This window comes from Bradyrhizobium genosp. L, from assembly GCF_015624485.1.
GTDB lineage: Bacteria > Pseudomonadota > Alphaproteobacteria > Rhizobiales > Xanthobacteraceae > Bradyrhizobium.
The window spans coordinates 6,224,247-6,240,951 of the sequence record NZ_CP061378.1 but is presented as its reverse complement, the minus strand read 5'-3'; the positions used below and the strand labels follow the sequence as shown (position 1 = coordinate 6,240,951).

The following is a 16,705-nucleotide window of genomic DNA, read 5'->3' as shown; positions in this document are numbered from 1 at the left end:
TCTCTCGACTGTGAATCAATGCGGAGGCTAGCAGCAATTATGCGGGCCTGCACGGCGCTCGTCTCACTCCTTGCCGGGCAGAATCGTTTCCAGCACTTGTCGCGCGGCGCCGCGGATCACGCCGATCTCGTTTGGGTCGCCTTTGGCCAGCGCGATGGAGAAGTTCTTGGCCTGCTCCAGTGTGATGTGCGGCGGCAGCGGCGGCACTTCGGGATCGGTCTTGACCTCTAGCACGACGGGGATGTCGCTCGCCAGCGCCTGGTCCCAGGCGGAGCCGAGGAGGTCGGGTCGGTCGACATAGATGCCGCGCAGACCGATCATCTCGGCGAAGTGGGCATAGGAGACGTCGGGAATGCGCTGCGATGCCTCGAACTTCGGATCGGCGTTGATGATGCGTTGCTCCCAGGTGACCTGGTTGAGGTCCTGATTGTTGAACACGCAGACGATCCAGCGATGGTCTTTCCAGGTCCGCCAGTATTTTGCGACCGTAATCAACTCGGCCATGTTGTTCATCTGCATCGCGCCGTCGCCGACCAATGCGATCACCGGGCGGTCAGGCTCGGCATATTTGGCTGCGATGGCGTAGGGAACAGCCGCGCCCATCGAGGCAAGGCCGCCAGAAAGCGAGGCGCTGATGCCTGGCCGCATCTTCAGGTCACGCGCGAACCAGTTGGCGCAAGAGCCGGAGTCGCTGGTGATGATGGCGCGGTCGGGGATCCGGGGTGACAGCTCCCAGGTAACCCGCTGCGGATTAACCGGCTTGGCGGGCTGCTTCGCGCGATCCTCCAGCGTCGACCACCATCTCCCGACATTGCCCGCTATCGATTGACGCCAGCCGTCGTCGCTTTTCTGCTGCAACCGCGGTAGCAAGGCGCGCAGCGTCTCGGCGGCGTCGCCGACCAGGCCGACCTCCATCGGAAAGCGGATCGAAAGCATGCCGGCATCGATGTCGATCTGGACCCCACGCGCGCTGCCTTCCTTCGGCAGGAATTCGGAGTAAGGAAAGGCCGAGCCAACCATCAGCAGCGTGTCGCATTCCATCATCAGGTCATAGCTCGGCTCGGTGCCGAGCAGACCGATCGATCCGGTCACCCAGGGAAGATCGTCAGGCAACACGGCCTTGCCGAGCAGCGCCTTCGCACAGCCTGCCGACAACCGGTCGGCGACCGCGATGACCTCATCGGTCGCACCAAGCGCCCCGGCGCCGACCAGCATGGCGACCTTCTTTCCGGCGTTGAGAACGTCCGAAGCGCGGTCGAGCTCGGATTCGCGCGGGAGGATACGAGGCGGCGCATAGCCGATACCCGATCGCAGCGTGCCGTGGGCGCGCGGCGGATCCTGATAAGTCTCCTCCTGAAGATCATTCGGCAAGATCACGGCAGTCACCGTGCGCCGCGCCAGAGCGATGCGAGCAGCGCGGTCGATCAGATGCCGGACTTGGGCAGGCGAGGACGCCTGTGCGACGTAGGCGCTCGCGACGTCCTTGAACATCGAGACCAGGTCGAGCTCCTGCTGGTATTGGCCGCCGAGCGCGTTGCGCGCCTGCTGGCCGACGAGCGCGAGCACCGGTTGATGGTCGAGCAGGGCGTCGTAAAGACCGGTCGTAAGATGGGAAGCTCCCGGGCCCGAGGTCGCAACGCAGACGCCAAGCCGGCCGGAGAACTTGGCGTAGGCCGAAGCCATGAACGCCGCCATCTCCTCGTGCCGGGCTTGAATGAATTCGATCCGGCCGTCGGCGCGATTGAGCGCGCCGAACACGCCGTTGATGCCGTCGCCGGGATAGCCGAAGATGTGCCGCACGCCCCAATCGTGGAGGCGGTGAACGATGAAATCGCCGACAGTCTGGGACATGAGAACTCGCCTTAAGGCCTATTCTTCAAGATCGAGCGGCCCCGGTCGCCGCGCCGTTTGGATCCAAGCCGTGTCGCCGCAACGGAGAACCCGGACTCGACGGTGGCAACGTTTATGGCTCGGCGTCGGCCCGGCTACCGCTTTAATAGCGATTGTAAGGGCGCTGGCGCTGCTGGCCATACGCGAAACGCGGGTTGATGCCGCAGGCGGCGTCTCTGCCGGAGACGGAGGCCATACACTGCGCACGTGTCTGATAATTGCAGTCGCCGGGATAACCTTCCTGCCGACCCTGCGAGCACCACGGATAGTCGCGAGCCGAAGCGCTCCCGCTCGAAACGGCAAGGCCGCCGGATGTAGCGAGTGCGAAAAGAGCGATCGTGAGAATCTTTTTCATGTTTGTCACCGCTGCAAGGATTGCCCTTTGTCAATGGCAGTTGTGCTCCTTCGTTCCAAGGGCGTTGCCGTCGCCCCGAAAACCGGATGAACACATTCGAGGAACGAAGCGCTGTTGGCCGGCATGGAGTCGATGCCTCGCGGCTCTTCCATCCCCAGTCCACCCGAGCCGGCGGCGAACGGCCTCGGCGCTTCGCGTGCCGGGGCCACTTCGCGATTCGTGATCGGAATCCAGCGGGACGTTGGCAGCACAAGCCGGGACCCGCAGCGGCAAATACCGCCGTGTCCTGCGGCTTCGTTCGCCGGAGGGAGCGGCGACACGCTGTGCGGATCACCCTTCAGGTAGAGCCGGAAGACACCGCTGAACGTGAGGCAACAAGTTATCCGCAGCTTCGCTCCGACGAAGCCGGCTACTTCCGGTTCTTGTCCATGTCCTGCGCCATCGAGAGATGATGCTGAAGCGCGGGAAGCGTCTTGCCGGCCCAATCCTTCAGCTTCGCATCGTCGCCGCCCTTCGCATAGCGCTCGAACAGCGAGACCGCGTCCTTGTGCGCGCTGACCTGCATCGGGTCGTACTCGGCGGCGAAATCCTCCGGCTTGGTGTTGCGGAGCTTGTCAAGCTTTTTCTCGGAGCTGTCGTCGAGTGCGGTCGGCAGCGCGGACTTCATGTCGCCGCTGACGAGTTGTTTCAATTCGGTGCTCGTCTTGGTGTGATCGGTGATCATCTGGTCGGCGAATTTTTTCTCGGTCGCATTGCCCTTCTGTTGGGCGATCTTTGCCGCCTCGATCTCCAGCATGTCACTCGTGGCGGCTTCCTTGATGAAATCCTCCGTCTTGGGCGCAACGCCGAGGACGGAATTGACGCCAGTCTTCTCACCGGCCGACTGGGCCATGGTCGGGCCGGCCAGCACGCAGGCCATTGCGGTGGCCAGGATGATACGCTTCATGGTTCGCTCCTTAGGCCGCTTCGGCATTGATGGTGCTGACGGCGAGCTTGGTGAGGGCTTCATCGGTCTTCTTCTCTTCGGCCAGGGTCTGGCCGATGAGCTTGACGGCGTCCTTCATGCTCAGCTTGGTCGCCCATGCCATCAGCGTGCCGTAGCGTGCGATCTCGTAGTGCTCGACCGCCTGTGCCGCAGCGACCAGGCCTGGATCGAGCGCCGGCGTGTCGGCGTACTCCTGCATGATCTCCTTGCCTTCGTCGATGATGCCTTCGATGGCGTCGCACTTCTTGCCACGCGCCGGCTTGCCCATCAGCTCGAAGATTTGCTCGAGGCGTTCGATATGCCCTTCGGTCTCGTCATGATGCTTCTCGAAGGCTGCGCGCAGATCGTCCGAGCTGGCGGCCTTTGCCATCTTCGGCAGCGCCTTGTAGATCTGTTTCTCGGCGTAGTAGATATCCTTGAGGGTGTCGAGGAAGAGGGCGCTGAGGTCTTTATCGGGCATAGGCTCGCTCCGTTCGTGCGGGTTGATTTGAGCAACCCAACCTTTGCTGCAGAGCCAAGTTCCTATCTCTGACTCGGAGGGCCACGCACGATCGCCTCCCGTGTATGCAGGCAAGGCCCGGCGCTATCGAAGCGAATGCTTTCGACGCAGGTTGCGAAGTCTTGACGCAGTCGCCGGGGGAACGAAGCCTGCGCCGCTCCGTTGGTCGGTCTCATCTTTCGAGGGAGAACGGCGATGGACTGGAATCGTGTCGAAGGCAACTGGAAACAGGTCAAGGGCAAGGTCAAGGAGCAGTGGGGCAAGCTCACGGATGACGACCTCGATGTGATCAACGGCAAGCAGGATCAGCTCGAAGGCCGCCTGCAAGAGCGCTATGGCTATGCCAAGGATCAGGCGACCAAGGAAGTGAACGACTGGTATGGCCGCCAGAAGTGGTGACCTCCGAATGCACCCGAGGCCTCGTCTCGAAGAGGCCTCGGGTTACGTCATCCAGCGGGGGAGGAACCGGGATCAAGCGGCAGATTAATCGATGTCGCGGTCGCGCCGGTGAGAGTTCGATGCCGATCACCGTCTCCCAAGCCAGGCCGATATTGCCGTCACGCGGGTGATTGTCCGCAACACGACGCCGCCGACAGAGCGTGCAGCTTCGATCCTGACGCGGGCCGCCGACGAGCACGTCGTGCGTGCCGCCGCACCGGGCTGGTGGTTATCGGGCCGCCGCAGGTCGCGTTCTCAGCGCGTTGCCAGCGTTCATCTCCTCGCGACATCCGTTACGGCGTTTCTAGCGTTGCATCTCCTCGAATCTGTCTTCAATCAAAAGCGACCCGACCGTATGACCTTGCTGGGCCATCAGCACGGCATCCCATTTTCCGGACAGGCGGACGACTCCTTTCCGTCGGGACACGCGATCCAAATCGGCGTGTTGCTGTCTGCCGCCAGCCGACTTCCTGCGCCGCAGCGTCGATTGGCATGGGGTCTCGGAAGCGGACTGATGTCGACGCGGGTGGTCCTGTTGGCTCACTTGGTGAGCGATGTCGCTGCGGGATCTGTTATCGGCGTGGCGGTCGAGTGGCTGCTCCGCTTTGCGACCGGTGATGGACGGGGCGGGGCGGCCCGTCCGAGTAGAACTGCCTTGCACGAGGATCTGTCGAACGGTCTCCTTGCGAAACGCAGCTCTTCCGGATCACCGACGCCTTCTTGCTAGATGACGAAAGCCCGCGTCAGCACGATAGCAATCAACAGCACAGCGCTGAAGAATGCGACGCCAAGGCAGACCCCGCGCCGGGAGCGAATAGAAATCCAAATGCGGCTGGTCAATCATGGAGCGCAAACCTACATCGACGCTTTGGGGCCAGTGAGGCGAGCCACTTGCTTATATGGAGGGCGGCGTCTGCCTGCCGGACTTTGCTCAGGACTGCTTCCTGCTTCGAACCCGGTGGAAGCAGATTGGCTTGCGCTCGCAAGCGCATCGCCTCGTCCAACCAAGCGCTCTTCGAGGGACTGGATTTGCTTGAAGCGTCGCCGCTTGATGACCATGGATGGCACTGCTCCCTGTTTGCGTGGGGCGGGAGCGCTGTGATGGACGATCTCTTCACCGATATCTGCCACAGCCGTCCGACGACGCTGACTATAAGCCAGCTGATCGGTGACGAAAGGCACATAGGTTAATCGGATTGGGAAAGACGGGTTGGAACCTTCCGGCGCGCCGCACGGGTCATCCTGCGCGGCATAAAAGGACCGAGGCATCGCGCCCCAAGGCTGCCCGGGTCCTTTTCATTATTCCGGGCGCGGTTCATTCGGCCGGCGAGCACGCTGCATAGAAACGAGTGAAACCTTCTTACGGTGCCGCGAGGTGACGCAACGAGATCTCCCATGCAGCGTCGGCTTTGGCTTGCCGCCTGGCTGGTCGGTACGACAGCCCTGAGCCGGGCAACCGTCGAGCGGGCCGACCCTGGCATTTCTTCACCGTGGATGAGGTACGGGCCATGTAAGCGATCGTTGACCGGATCGATCTGCCGGATCCCGAAACACCCGGTGGAAAGGAAGCTGGCTGCACCGTATTCATCGACCGCCAGTCAAGGGTGCCTATTGAAAAGACGAAGGCCTTTACGCGCTCGGCCCCTTCGTCAAAGCCAGCAAGGAGCAGGGACCAACGGCTCGGCGCACCGCGGTCGTGGTCGAGCCGACGGCGGTTTCGTCGCATCGCCCCTGACTTTCGATTCTGGAACTTTCGTTTTCGATGCGCATTCTTTGGGCAGATCAAAGCCAATCGCGGAGGAAACGAAGATGGAAGCGATGTCGCCTCAATCGGTTCGGACGGAAACGGAACTGGTTGAACCAACGGTTTCTGGCGTGTCTTGGGCCGCCATTCTTGCGGGCGCCGCGGCATCCTGCGCGCTGACGCTTCTGCTCCTTTCCTTCGGAGCAGGCATGGGCTTTGCGGTGGTCTCTCCTTGGGCCGGGTCGGGAGTGTCGTCGACGACGTTCGAGATCGGCACCGGTCTTTATTTCATCGTGATGGCGATGATCTCCTCGGCGGTCGGCGGCTATCTGGCAGGCCGCTTGCGGACCAAGTGGACGGGAATCCACACCGACGAAGTGCAATTCCGCGACACGGCCCACGGCTTTTTGGCCTGGGCGGTCGCGTCCGTCTTTGGCGCGATGGTTCTTGCGTCACCGGCCAGTTCGCTGATCGGCGGGGCGGCTTCCGGGACGACGGCGGCCGCAACCAACTCTGCGCAATCATCGCCGATGGATAGGTACGTCGACACGTTGCTTCGCTCCGATAATCCGTCCGCGCAAGCGCAGCAGAGTTCCTCCGACACCCACGCCCAGATGGTCCGTCTGTTCACGACCAGCTTTCGCAAGGACGGCGGACTCGATCCCGCCGATCGGACCTACGTCGCCAAGGTGGTCTCGGCGCGGACGGGCCTGAGCCAGGCCGAGGCCGAAAAGCGCGTCAACGACGTGTCCAACCAGGTCAAGGCCGACCTCGATAACGCCCGGAAGACGACCATGCAGCTTGCGATCTGGCTGACGCTGTCGCTGTTCATCGGCGCGTTCTCCGCCGCGGCCGCTGCGATGGAAGGCGGCGGGCTCCGCGACGGGACGTGGGAAAAGAAGAGCTACGGCAAGACCGCATTTAATCGCTAACTTTCGAAAAAGGAGAGATCAATGCCTATTCTGCTTTGGTTGCTTGGAATTCCGATCCCGCTGATAATCCTGATCATGCTGCTGCATCATTGAGCGGCGCAGAGGTCGTAATCGTTGCCGTTCGGCGTCGCGTGCAGCACCGGGAGCGCGCGACGCCGAATCGTTTGTGTCCGGGGTTTTTATGATAGACTTGCGCAGAAACGCCGGCACCGAGGATGGGAACAGACTTCGTGCCCGCATCGAGCAGCTGGGGCCTTATCAATCCTTGGCGCTGCTGCTGTTGCCCGCCAGCGTCGTCGAGCCTTTGAAGCTGATCGCGGTTGCCGTCGCTGGCGATGGGCACTGGGTCACCGGCACGGCAATGATTGTCGCGGCGTACGGCGCCAGTCTGCTGCTTGTCGAACGCTTGTTCAAGATCGTCAAACCCAAGCTGCTGACGCTGCCTTGGTTCGCCCGGCTCTGGGGCTGGTTCACCGCCCTGCGCGCAAGAGTTCTTGGCTAGGTCCACAAGATTCGAAGAGGGAAGCCCGGCCGGACCGGGACTTCCCGGATCGGTCGCGCGACCGCGTTGACTTCGCCGTTGGCGAGTTTTGTCAGCGTGTCGCCGGTCTTCTTTTCCTCGGTTAGTGTCTGGTCAAGGAGCTTTACCGCGTCCTTCATTCCAAGTTTCGCGGCCCATGATCTCAGCGTGCCGTAGCGTAAGATCTCATAGTCTTCGACGACCTGCGCCACCGTCAAAAGCCCGGTATCCAGCGCCGGCTCATCCTCATACTCCTCCATGATCTCCTTGCCCTCGTCGAGGATCCATTCGATGGCATCGCACCTTTTGCCCCATGGTGCCTCCGACGGGTTGATACGTTGGCACTCAATCATCGCACCGCTGAATCGTTTCCGATGTCGGATGCGAGTGGATTCCGGGTTAGCTGATTACTCATTGCGCTGCTTTGACTGCAATGCCGGTCGGCCAAGGTACCCACAACGCAAGTTGTTGAGGTCGTTGGCAAGCGGCTCGCATGGACCCTGGCCTGCGCCGTAAAGCCGAAGAATCTCGAGGTCGGGATGGGTACGACGGAACGCTTGCCAGCCGAGCTCCTTCAAATTCCGCCGACACATAAGAACCGACGCGTCCTCCGGGCAGCCCGCAATGGGAGCGAACTTGCGCCGGCCGCAGCACGGGGGCGCTAGCAAGGCTGGGGGCCTTCGGTAGCTGGTCTCCCCCGGGAAGCTGGGTCAGCCGATTCGGATGCGGGCCCACCGCCGTAATCACAGGCCTTTCCCGGATATCCAAGGAACCCGACGCTTCCTCGGGAATTATTGTGCGTTGAAAAAGGAGGGAACTTTGAACGACCCGTCGACCCGGGCTGGCGTCATGGATAGCGAGCGGGCGGGCAATGGACATTCCGCCGACGGGCGTCCTTTCGAACTCGCCGCTGAATAAGCATTGCTTCCGCCGGGTGCGGATCATTTCGCGTAGAACGTTGGTTTTCGAGGGCGGCATCGTTGGAAGGATTGGCTTTAGAACAGGCAGCGGCGGGGCCCAATTTCCTGGCAGGCGGCGGGGAGATGGGCGCTCTCATGCGTGCGATCGACTGGCGCGCAACGCCGCTCGGACCGCCCGAGCGATGGCCGCAAAGCCTGAAGACGGCCGTCCGGATCATGCTTACGTCGCGCCAGCCGATATGGATCGGTTGGGGACCCGAACTCATCTACCTTTACAACGACCCTTACAAATCGATCATCGGGGGAAAGCATCCGTGGGCGCTGGGTAAGCCCACGTCGCGCGTCTGGCACGAAATCTGGGGCGACATCGGCCCGCTGCTGGCCACCGCCATGACCGGCATCGAAGGGACTTACGTCGAGGAGCAGCTCCTTATCATGGAGCGCAACGGCTATCCGGAAGAGACCTACTACACGTTTTCCTACAGCCCCATACCCGACGATGACGGTAGCGCCGGGGGCATCATCTGCGCCAATACCGACGATACCCAGCGCGTTATCGGTGAGCGGCAACTCTCGCTGTTGCGCCAGCTTGCGGCGGAGGCCGCCGCAGCGCGCACGTGGCGGGAAGCCTGCGCGCGAAGCTTGGGAGCGCTTTGCACCAACTCGCGCGATGTGCCGTTCGCAATCCTCTATGATGTGGATGGGGATTCCGGCGATTTTATCCTGGCGGGTTCATGCGGCATAGAGGGCGGCCACCCTGCGGCTCCAAAGGTCTTGAAACCCGACCAACGTTCGATCTGGCCGCTTCACGAAGCGCTCCAGGCGCAACGGCCGGTGCTCGTTCACGATCTCGCCGCCAGGTTCTCTTTGGTACTGCCCAGCGGTGCCTGGAATCAGGCTCCGAGCAAAGCCGTGCTGTTGCCCATCCTGCCCAGCGGCGAAACCAGCCGCGCGGCTGTCCTCGTTGTGGGGCTGAATCCATTTCGGCTTTTCGATGAGGGATACATGGGATTTCTTGAGCTCGTCGCCGGACAGATCGCAGCGACGATCGCCAGCGCGCAGGCCTATGAGGAGGAAAAACGTCGAGCGGAAGCGCTAGAGGATATCAACCGACAAAAGACGGCATTCTTTTCCAACGTGTCGCATGAGTTTCGTACCCCATTGACCCTGATGCTGGGCCCGTTGGAAGATCTCCTGGCGGATCCGGGCGCCGTCGCCACCGAAGAGAGCCGCGCGCTTGTCGAGGTCGCACACCGCAATGCGTTGCGGCTTCTGAAACTGGTGAATTCGCTGCTCGATTTTTCGCGGTTGGAGGCCGGACGCGCGCATGCGAATTTCCAGCCCGTCGATCTCGACGCATTGACGGTCGAACTCGCAGCGAACTTCAGGTCCGCGGCCGAAAAGGCCGGCTTGAAGTTCCAGGTCGCAAGCGGGTCTCTCCCCGTGCCGGTTTATGTCGACCGTGACATGTGGGAAAAGGTTGTTCTCAACCTGCTGTCGAACGCGTTCAAATTCACGCTCGAAGGCGGAATATACGTCGCCATGCAGACGTCCGCCGATGGCAAAGCCGCCGAACTCACCGTCACCGACACCGGAGCCGGTATTCCCGCCGACGAACTGCCGAAACTATTCGAGCGTTTCTACCAGGTCGGCGGTCAGAAAGGCCGGTCCTTTGAGGGCTCCGGCATCGGACTCGCACTGGTCGAGGAAATCGTGCGACTTCATGGCGGCGCCGTCAAGGTCGACAGCGAACCGGCCCGCGGCAGCAGATTTACCGTCCGCATCCCCTTCGGCACCGCCCACCTTCCGTCGGCGAAAGTCGTGGTGGGCGGTGCCATAGTTGGCTTGGCCTCGAAGGGAGCCAATGCCTATGTCGAGGAGGCCTTGCGATGGATCGACGGTCCCCCCGCCGACGTGGCTGGCGAATGGAGCGGCACCCAAAAATCCCGTATCCTGGTTGCCGATGATAACGCCGACATGCGGGAGTACATGGTCCGTCTGCTCGGGGAGCGGTGGGCGATCGAGTCGGTCGCCGACGGCTTTGCCGCCCTCGAAGCCATTAAAGCCAAGCGCCCCGACCTCGTCTTGACCGACGTCATGATGCCGAAGCTCGACGGGTTCGGGTTGCTCAAGGCAATTCGTGGCGATCCTGACCTGAGCGATCTGCCGGTCATCATGCTGTCGGCGCGTGCAGGCGAGGAAGCGCGGGTAGAAGGACTTGACGCCGGAGCCGACGATTATCTCGTCAAGCCTTTCTCCGCGCGCGAACTCCTCGCGCAGGTTGGCGGAAACCTCAAGCTCGCCGACGTTCGTCGGCAGGCGAAGGAATCGCTCAAGCTGGCCAACGAACAGCTCGCCGCGGACAAGGAAACCGTCGACCGCCTCAACAGGCAGCTTGCGACCGAAAGCGAACGGCTCCGGGGCTTGTTCGAGCAGGCGCCGGGCTTCATGTGCGTGCTGCGGGGACCCGGCCACATATTCGAGCTGACCAACGGCGCCTATCTGAAGCTGGTCGGACAGCGAGACCTTATCGGTAAGCCCGTCCGAGAGGCTTTTCCCGAATTGGAAGGGGAAGGCTTTTTCGAGTTGCTCGACGAGGTCTTCTTGTCAGGGGCTTCGGTGGCAGGCAAAAGCCACCCGATCCGATTGCGGCGTAACGGGCGGCAGGAACAGCGCTACCTGGACTTCATCTATCAGCCGATCGTGGACGCGCAAGGCGTCGTAACCGGCATTTTCGTGGAAGGGTACGACGTCACGGATCGCGTCGTCGGCGAAACGGAGCTCGCGGAACGCGAGGCCGAATTCCACGCGCTTGCCGATAATATGAGTCAGTTCGCCTGGATGGCCAATGCCGGTGGGCTGGCCTACTGGTTCAACAGGCGGTGGCTCGATTACACCGGGCGGAGCCTGGCCGATATGATGGGATGGGGCTGGCGTGAGGCGGTCCATCTCGACCATGCCGACGCGGTGCTGGCCAAAATCAAGATGAGCTTCATGACCGGGGAGCCTTGGGAAGACACCTTTCCAATACGTGGCAAGGATGGGACCTATCGTTGGTTCTTGTCGCGCGCTCTCCCGATCCGCGGTGACGACGGGAAGATCATTCGCTGGTTCGGTACTAATACCGACATCACCGAACGGCTCAAGGCCGACGAGCAGCGTGTCCTCCTGATCAACGAACTGAATCATCGCGTTAAAAATACGCTTGCCACGGTGCAATCGCTCGCGATGCAGACCATGCGCAACACGGAGCGCACTACCGATGCGCAGGCCTTGTTTGAATCCCGTCTCATGGCGCTTTCTCGCACTCATGACGTGCTCACCGTCGAAAGTTGGGAGGGAGCGCGGCTTCGCCAGGTAGCAAAGCGGGCTCTCGAGCCTTTCGCATCGAAGGACGCAAGAGTGTCGATCGAGGGCCCGGACGTCTGGCTGACACCTAAACAGGCGCTGGCCCTGTCGATGGCGCTACATGAACTTGCAACGAACGCGACGAAATATGGTGCGCTTTCCAATGAAGCGGGGACTGTCGTAGTAAATTGGGTGGTCGCGCCCTCAGACACGTTGGGCGAACTGGTGTTGACATGGACCGAACGGGACGGTCCTCCGGTATCCCAGCCGACCCGCAAGGGTTTCGGCACACGACTGATCCAGCGCAACCTTGCGCACGATCTGGGAGGCGAGGCGACCATCGAATATCGGCCGAGCGGCGTCGTCTCGGTGATCCGGTCCCCTATCGAAGCTAACGGACAGGGCAAAGTGCGATGAACCAATGGATCGATCCCGCGAAAGCCGACTTTAGCCTGGAGGTCATGGTCGTCGAGGACGAATCCATGGTGGCGATCATGATCGAAGACATGCTCGAAGACCTCGGTCATCGCGTGGTGGTCACCTCCGGAAGCATGTCGAAGGCCAGCAAGATTGTGGCCGACGCTAGCGCCGACCTTGCGATACTGGACGTCAACTTGAACGGCGAAGAGACCTATCCGCTCGCCGCTTCTCTCCGATCCCGAGAAATCCCCTTCATATTCGCCACGGGATACGGCGCATGCGGCATCAGAGCCGAATGGTCGGATGTGCCGGTCTTGCAGAAGCCGTTTCAGGCCCGCGAACTCGCCGAAGCGATCGACCATGCCATACGAAGATGACCGGCGGCGCGAAGGCGAAACAGGAATGATCGCAATCTCGCCGACGCGGAAGGCTGAGGCGGATGGCGACTGCCGACTCGACGAAACGAAGCGCAAAGAACTCGTCTCCCGCTTGATGTCGGATCGGCGTGTGGTTCTCGACGTCAAGCAAAGCGCCGACCTCGAGGCGGAGGTCGCCGCGCAGAAGGCGATCGACGATTTCAACCGGACGCTTAGCGAGCGAGGCCCCGTTTGGTGGAAGGACGGATCGCCAGACCTCGACCGGCACATCGTTAAAAACACGCCCTGTGCCGCCTGGTACGCGAAGATCGGGCCGGCTTGCCTCGGAGGAACCTGAATGCCTAAAGCCGCGATTTTCGACCTCGACGGTACGCTGCTGGACTCCGTCGATCTTCATGCCATAGCGTGGCGGGAAGCCATGGTGAAGTTCGGTCACGACGTCAGTTTCGAAAAAGCCCGCAGCCAGATCGGTAAGGGGGCGACAAGCTCATTCCCTTCTTTCTGTCCGAGGACGATCAGCCATGGCGAGGAATTGGAAGAGTGGCGCGGCGAGCGGTTCAAGAACAAGTACCTGCCGCTCATTCAGCCGTTCTTCGCAGTCCCGAGCCTGCTGCGTCGCGTGCGAGATGAGGGGCTTCGCATCGCCATCGCATCGTCAGCGAAAAGGCCGAGCTTGACGAATATCTGAAGATCGCGGACATCACCGACCTCGTCGAAGTCTCAACATCGGCTGAAGACGCCAAAGAATCAAAGCCTGGCTCCGGACGTGTTCGAGATCGTCCTGAAGAAACTGAAGATCGAAGGCGCAGACGCGATCGGCGACACACCCTACGACGCCGAGGCGGCCAGAAAGGCCGGCATCGAGACGATCGGCGTTCTGTGCGGCGGCCTTGCCGAGGAATCGCTACGACAGGCCGGCTGCACCGAGGTATATCCGGTACCGGCCGGGCTGTTCGCCCGCTTCGGGGAATCGCTGTTGGCGCGGTATAGGTCGCCCCATCGCGCGAAGACTACCAGACTTCGCTAGCTTCTTGAACAGGCGATCGCTGCACACCCGATGAAGGCCGCCTGAAAGTATGTGAAGGGCGTTCCTGCAGCACCTATTTGGCCGCGATACCGAGAGGCGACTTAGTGCATGGCGCGGAATGAGTAATTTACACCTTTCCATTACGGCTGATCCAATCGCGCTGCGGGCTCTTGGTCTGAGACAATCCCCGACCCCTCACCTTTTATAGCCCGCGTCCGGCTTTGGCTAACGCCAATTAGCTCACAGGCGGGAGCCGCCCGGGAACCTGATCAACCGAGCAATGTTTGACTCATACTGCAACCGCTCTCCCCGGGCGGGATAGGAATCCGCATGGAAACTTCAAGCTCCTTCGAAGCCGCCCAGTCCGGCGACGGCCGCTACCGGCTTCTCGTCGAGGCGATCACCGATTACGCGATCTTCATGCTGGATCGCGAGGGCCGCGTGACCAGCTGGAACCCCGGTGCCAGGCGCTTCAAAGGTTATGAGGCCGATGAGATCATTGGACGCCACTTCTCGACCTTCTACACTGACGCTGAACGGGCGGAGAATATCCCCGCGCTGGCGTTGGCGGAAGCCGAGCGCACTGGCCGCTTCGAGCGCGAGGGCTGGCGCGTGCGAAAGGACGGCTCTCAGTTCTGGGCCCACGTTGTCATTGACGCAATCCGCACGCCCGAGGGCGGCCTTGTCGGCTTCGCCAAAATCACACGCGACTTGACCGAGCGAAGGGCCGCCGAGACTAAACTGCGCGAAAGCGAACAGCAGTTTCGAATGCTGGTGCAGGGCGTTACCGACTACGCCATTTACATGTTGGACGTGGCGGGCCGGGTGGCGAGCTGGAACGCAGGTGCCCAGCGCATCAAAGGCTATGCCCCCGAAGAGATCATTGGCCGTCACTTCTCCGACTTTTACACGGAAGCCGATCGCGCTGCGGGACTGCCGCGTATCGGCCTCGACACCGCGACCCGGCACGGGCGCTGGGAGCACGAAGGTCAAAGGGTCCGAAAGGACGGCACTGCTTTTTGGGCCCACGTTGTGATCGACGCCATCCGAGACGACGACGGCAAGCTCGTCGGCTTCGCCAAAGTGACGCGGGATATCACCGAACGTCGCGAGGCGGAAGCTGCGCTCCAGGCGGCGCAGGCGACGATGATCCGTTCGCAAAAGCTGGAGGCGATCGGGCAACTCACGGGCGGCGTCGCTCACGACTTCAACAACCTGCTGCAGGTCATCAGTGGAAATCTGCAACTGCTGAGCAAGGACATCGTCGGCAATGCCCGGGCCGAGATGCGTGTCCAAAGTGCGCTGGCGGGCGTCGCCCGCGGTTCGAAACTTGCCTCCCAGTTGCTTGCCTTCGCAAGGCGCCAGCCGCTGGAGCCGAGGGTAGTGAACGCGGGCCGTCTGATCAAAGGCATGGATGATATGCTTCGTCGCGCTCTCGGCGGGGAGATCGAGGTCGAGACGGTGGTCGCCGGCGGGCTCTGGAATAGCCTGATCGATCCGGATCAATTCGAGAATGCGGTCTTGAATCTCGCGATAAACGCCCGCGACGCGATGAACGGTGATGGACGCCTGACGATCGAGGCCAGCAACGCCTTCCTCGACGACGAATATGTCCGTCAGCATGACGAACTGTCCGCGGGACAATACGTGATGATCGCCGTGACTGATACGGGCTGCGGTATTCCGCCGGATATACTGGAGCGGGTCTATGAACCGTTTTTTACCACCAAAACGGAGGACAAGGGCACCGGCCTGGGCCTCGCCATGGTGTACGGCTTTCTCAAGCAATCCGGCGGCCACGTCAAAATCTACAGCGAGATCGGCGCCGGAACCACAGTCAAGCTGTACTTCCCGCGAAACGTCGCCAGCGAGGACGCTCTGATCGCCACTTCATCCGGTGAGGTCAGAGGCGGCGAGGAAACCGTTCTTGTAGTTGAGGACGACGACGAAGTCCGGGAGGTCGCGGTCTCGATGCTCGCCGAACTCGGGTACCGCGTGGTCAAGGCGAAAGACGCAGCCAGCGCACTCGTTGTCGTCGATAGCGGCATCCCGATCGATCTGATCTTCACAGACGTCATGATGCCAGGCGCGCTGCGTAGCCCGGACCTGGCGCGAAAAGCGAAGGAACGCTTGCCCAACGTCGCCGTGCTTTTCACGTCCGGCTATACGCAGAACGCCATCGTGCATGGCGGGCGGCTCGATCCCGGAGTGGAGCTTTTGGCTAAACCCTACACGCGCGAAGCGCTCGCCCGAAAAATAAGACACGTGTTGGCCAATCAAGCTCAAAGGCGCGTCGCTCGCGGATCGCAGCACTCTACGAACGAAAAGGCTCTCAACGCCGCGACCGTGCTGGTCGTTGAAGACGACGACCTGATCCGCCTCACGACGGCGGAGATGCTGAGCGAAATCGGATGCGAAGTGAGGGAGGCCGGCACGGCTCGGGAGGCCCTGAAAATCCTGGATGAAAGACCCGTTGACATCCTCCTCACGGACGTCGGGCTACCCGGTATCTCCGGCCTGCAACTTGCGGAGGATGCCCACGCGCGTTGGCCCGGTCTTCTCCTCGTTCTCGCAACAGGCGACAGCGGGGTCAAATCCGAAGCCGCGCGTTTGGGCGCTTTTTTCATCGCAAAACCTTACACCCCGGATTCTCTTCGCCAAGGTCTGGAGCATGCGCTGAAGAAACATCTCTTAACGTCCACGTCTCGGTTAGACGGCGTTTAAGCCGTCCTGGCCCAAGGGAACGAGCAACTCACAGCGCTCGTCGTCATATGCATAGTCCGGTCGCGCCTCACCTCTGAATCACGACCAAGGCTGTTCTCGATCGGCGCTTGGGCGTGGCCACGGGCGGTCCGCGACTTTCTCGCCAGCAGAGCCGACCTTCGGCGATGATCCTGTCGAGCGGATGGCGAAAGCTGCCAGACTGTCTGCCGCCCGCGAGTACGCCTTCGCCCGGTAGGCCCAAGAAAGCCGCTCGATAACTAGAGGGCTGAAGGCGTAGCAGACCACGATCATCGCCGTCGCGGTGATCCAATGTCCCTCACCGGCTACCGCCGCGGTCGGCAGCGCCAGGAGAAGCAGCGAAGGTGTACGGTCCGAGACCTTCGATCGACTGTCTTAGGCTCGTGCGATGGTGCTGCTCCGGCGGGTAGCCACAAGAGGTTTGTTCCGAAAGCGAGAACATCCTTCATCTCCAGCGGCTTTAAGCGCGCGAGCAATCCGAAGGAACCAAGATGAGCGCGACCCACGA

General features: G+C 61.6%; 14 protein-coding genes and 1 pseudogene. 10 read left to right on the top strand and 5 right to left on the bottom strand.

Annotated elements, in window-relative coordinates:
• Window positions 1–63: 63 nt before the first annotated feature.
• The 4 genes from IC762_RS29700 to IC762_RS29685 form a co-directional block, all read right to left on the bottom strand.
• Window positions 64–1,851 (bottom strand): thiamine pyrophosphate-requiring protein, encoded by a 1,788-nt coding sequence (locus IC762_RS29700; protein WP_195785697.1) that lies wholly within the window; start codon window positions 1,849–1,851, stop codon window positions 64–66.
• A gap of 142 nt (window positions 1,852–1,993) precedes the next feature.
• Window positions 1,994–2,245, bottom strand: coding sequence for a DUF3551 domain-containing protein (locus IC762_RS29695; RefSeq protein WP_195785696.1), 252 nt, complete (start codon window positions 2,243–2,245; stop codon window positions 1,994–1,996).
• A gap of 409 nt (window positions 2,246–2,654) precedes the next feature.
• On the bottom strand, window positions 2,655–3,191 hold the full coding sequence (locus IC762_RS29690) for a DUF4142 domain-containing protein (RefSeq protein WP_195785695.1): 537 nt from the start codon (window positions 3,189–3,191) through the stop codon (window positions 2,655–2,657).
• 10 nt (window positions 3,192–3,201) lie between these two features.
• The gene (locus IC762_RS29685) at window positions 3,202–3,690 is read right to left on the bottom strand and encodes a ferritin-like domain-containing protein (RefSeq protein ID WP_195785694.1); all 489 of its coding nucleotides are present in this window, start codon (window positions 3,688–3,690) and stop codon (window positions 3,202–3,204) included.
• 234 nt (window positions 3,691–3,924) lie between these two features.
• Between IC762_RS29685 and IC762_RS29680 the strand changes: the two genes are divergently transcribed.
• The 4 genes from IC762_RS29680 (at window position 3,925) to IC762_RS29665 (ending at window position 7,345) form a co-directional block, all read left to right on the top strand.
• Window positions 3,925–4,128 (top strand): CsbD family protein, encoded by a 204-nt coding sequence (locus IC762_RS29680; protein ID WP_195785693.1) that lies wholly within the window; start codon window positions 3,925–3,927, stop codon window positions 4,126–4,128.
• Window positions 4,129–4,294: 166 nt separating this feature from the next.
• Complete coding sequence (locus tag IC762_RS35830) at window positions 4,295–4,894, top strand: phosphatase PAP2 family protein (RefSeq protein ID WP_195785692.1); 600 nt, start codon at window positions 4,295–4,297, stop codon at window positions 4,892–4,894.
• A gap of 1,082 nt (window positions 4,895–5,976) precedes the next feature.
• Window positions 5,977–6,843 (top strand): hypothetical protein, encoded by an 867-nt coding sequence (locus IC762_RS29670; protein WP_246801303.1) that lies wholly within the window; start codon window positions 5,977–5,979, stop codon window positions 6,841–6,843.
• Between the two features lie 181 nt (window positions 6,844–7,024).
• Entirely contained in the window at window positions 7,025–7,345 is a 321-nt protein-coding gene (locus tag IC762_RS29665; RefSeq protein ID WP_246801302.1) for a hypothetical protein, read from the top strand.
• Here IC762_RS29665 and IC762_RS29660 read toward each other — a convergent pair.
• Window positions 7,342–7,674: pseudogene (locus IC762_RS29660) on the bottom strand (ferritin-like domain-containing protein); the annotation flags it as partial. The gene IC762_RS29665 and the pseudogene IC762_RS29660 sit on opposite strands and share 4 nt — an antisense overlap.
• A gap of 744 nt (window positions 7,675–8,418) precedes the next feature.
• On the opposite strand from IC762_RS29660, the gene IC762_RS29655 reads away from it, so the two are divergent.
• The 6 genes from IC762_RS29655 (at window position 8,419) to IC762_RS29635 (ending at window position 16,179) form a co-directional block, all read left to right on the top strand.
• Window positions 8,419–12,048, top strand: coding sequence for an ATP-binding protein (locus tag IC762_RS29655; RefSeq protein WP_210338398.1), 3,630 nt, complete (start codon window positions 8,419–8,421; stop codon window positions 12,046–12,048).
• On the top strand, window positions 12,045–12,428 hold the full coding sequence (locus tag IC762_RS29650; RefSeq protein WP_195785689.1) for a response regulator: 384 nt from the start codon (window positions 12,045–12,047) through the stop codon (window positions 12,426–12,428). The genes IC762_RS29655 and IC762_RS29650 overlap by 4 nt, the downstream gene beginning before the upstream one ends.
• Window positions 12,412–12,765: a hypothetical protein gene (locus IC762_RS29645; RefSeq protein ID WP_246801301.1), complete on the top strand. Its 354-nt coding sequence runs from the start codon at window positions 12,412–12,414 to the stop codon at window positions 12,763–12,765. Before IC762_RS29650 ends, IC762_RS29645 begins: the two co-directional genes overlap by 17 nt.
• Window positions 12,766–13,116 (top strand): HAD family hydrolase, encoded by a 351-nt coding sequence (locus tag IC762_RS35415; RefSeq protein ID WP_246801300.1) that lies wholly within the window; start codon window positions 12,766–12,768, stop codon window positions 13,114–13,116. It begins immediately after the preceding gene.
• Window positions 13,117–13,194: 78 nt separating this feature from the next.
• Window positions 13,195–13,455, top strand: a complete 261-nt coding sequence (locus IC762_RS35410; RefSeq protein ID WP_246801299.1) for an HAD family hydrolase — start codon at window positions 13,195–13,197, stop codon at window positions 13,453–13,455.
• A gap of 330 nt (window positions 13,456–13,785) precedes the next feature.
• Window positions 13,786–16,179 (top strand): PAS domain S-box protein, encoded by a 2,394-nt coding sequence (locus IC762_RS29635; RefSeq protein WP_195785688.1) that lies wholly within the window; start codon window positions 13,786–13,788, stop codon window positions 16,177–16,179.
• The last annotated feature ends 526 nt before the right edge of the window (window positions 16,180–16,705 follow it).